2 protein-coding genes are annotated in these 1,845 nt (G+C 72.6%); one reads left to right on the plus strand and one right to left on the minus strand.

The features are described from left to right. The coding region (locus tag ACYVIP_RS44760; protein WP_460407339.1) for a toll/interleukin-1 receptor domain-containing protein at positions 1-847 on the minus strand (847 nt) is incomplete at its 3' end. 102 nt (positions 848-949) lie between these two features. Between ACYVIP_RS44760 and ACYVIP_RS44765 the strand changes: the two genes are divergently transcribed. Next, a partial coding sequence (locus ACYVIP_RS44765) for a serine/threonine-protein kinase (protein ID WP_460407341.1) occupies positions 950-1,845 on the plus strand: 896 nt, incomplete at its 3' end.

The following is a 1,845-nucleotide window of genomic DNA, read 5'->3' on the forward strand; positions in this document are numbered from 1 at the left end:
GCACCGCGGCCTCGGCCAGCCGCCGGGCCGACGCCGGGTCCAGCGGGCCGGCCTCGAGTACCTGGAAAGGGTCGGGCCAGGCGGGGCCGCGCGCGGTGACCAGCACGTTGACCAGATCCCGGTCAAGCAGTACCGGCCACAGCCGGTCGCGCACCGACTGGTAGTCCTGCGCGCCGTCGACCACCAGCAGCGCCGGACCCTTCGGCCGGGTGATCGCGCGCAGCTGGTCGTCGGCGAACCGCGCGGGGCTCGACCAGAGCACGTGCGCCCACCTGTCCCGGTTCAGCCGGACGAACTGGGCGGCCAGCGCGGACTTCCCGACGCCGTCCTCCCCCACGACGACCATCGCCGGGTCGTCGAAGAACGTGGCCCGCAGCTGATGTAACTCCCGCTGCCGGCCGACGAACGGGTCGGGCGCGGGTGGCGCGCGGCGCAGGTGGTTGGGGCGGATCCGGTCGGCGAGCGAGCCTTTCATCGCCGCCCGCAGGCGTTCCCCGGCGGTGGTGAGCGCCAGGCCGGTGAGGTCGACCGCGCTCAGGTGGGCCAGCGGCCGGGCGTAGGGGGTCTGGCGGTGGTCGACGTGGATCGGCAGGATCGGCTTGCCCAACCGGTTGGCGGCCGAGATGGCCTCGGCGAGGAAGGTCACACCGGTCTTCGACAGCACCACCACGACCCGCCGCGCGGTGCGGGTTTCGCGGTCGATCACCTGCGCGACGTCGAGGAAGTCGGCCAGTCCGTCCTGCAGCCTGGCCACCGACCGGCCGGTGGCGCGGAGCTGGTCGGCCACCCAGTCCGACCATGCCTCGTCGATGCGTGAGCTCACGATCAGCACGTCGGCGCCGGTCACACCCAGGGATGATGTCACCTCGGCGGGCGTCGGTCACGCAACCCGGTCCGTTTGCCATCCGTCTCGTGGTGTAAACCCGGTCGCGTGGCAGTGGAGCAGGGTATGGATGTTGGGCAGGTTGTCGCGGGTCGGTATCGGCTGACCGAGCGACTCGGTGGCGGCGCGATGGGCGTGATGTGGCAGGCGCATGACGAGCGCCTGCGGCGCACGGTCGCGGTCAAGGAAGTGCTGTTGCCGCCGGCGTTGGACGAGTCGCGGCTGGAGGAGATCCGGCGGCGGACCATGCGGGAGGGGCGGATCGCGGCCAAGCTGCACCACCCGCACATGACCGCGGTCTACGACGTGATCGAGGACGACGGCCGGCCCTACATCGTGTTGGAGTACCTGAAGTCCACCAGCCTGTCCCGGCTGCTCGACGAGAAGGAGACGCTGCCCCCACGGGAGGTCGCGCGGATCGGCACCCAGGTCGCGGCCGCGCTGGCCGCCGCGCACGCCAAGGGCGTGGTGCACCGGGATGTCAAGCCGGGCAACATCCTCGTCGGCGAGAACGGCACGGTGAAGCTCACCGACTTCGGCGTCTCCCGGGTGGTCGAGGACGTCACCGGGACCAGCACCGGGACCTTCGTCGGCACCCCGGCCTATCTCGCCCCCGAGGTCGCCCGCGGCCAGGACGTGACCTTCGCCGCCGACGCGTACTCGCTCGGCGCGACCCTGTACACCGCCGTGGAGGGCGCGTCGCCGGTGGGCCGCAGCGCGAACCCGATGCTGTTGTTGCACCGGATCGCCTCCGGTGAGTTCGTCGCGCCGACCCAGGCCGGGCCGCTCACCGACGTGCTCACCGCGTTGCTGCACGCAGATCCCGCGCAGCGGCCAGAGGTGGCCGAGGTGGCCGAGCGGCTCAACGAGATCGCCGACGGCCACGAGCCGCCGCCCGCGGTCGCCCCGGCCCTTCCGATCGACCCGGTGCCGGTGACCGCCACGGTGCCGACGGCGGTCGC

Source organism: Actinophytocola sediminis (assembly GCF_054779715.1).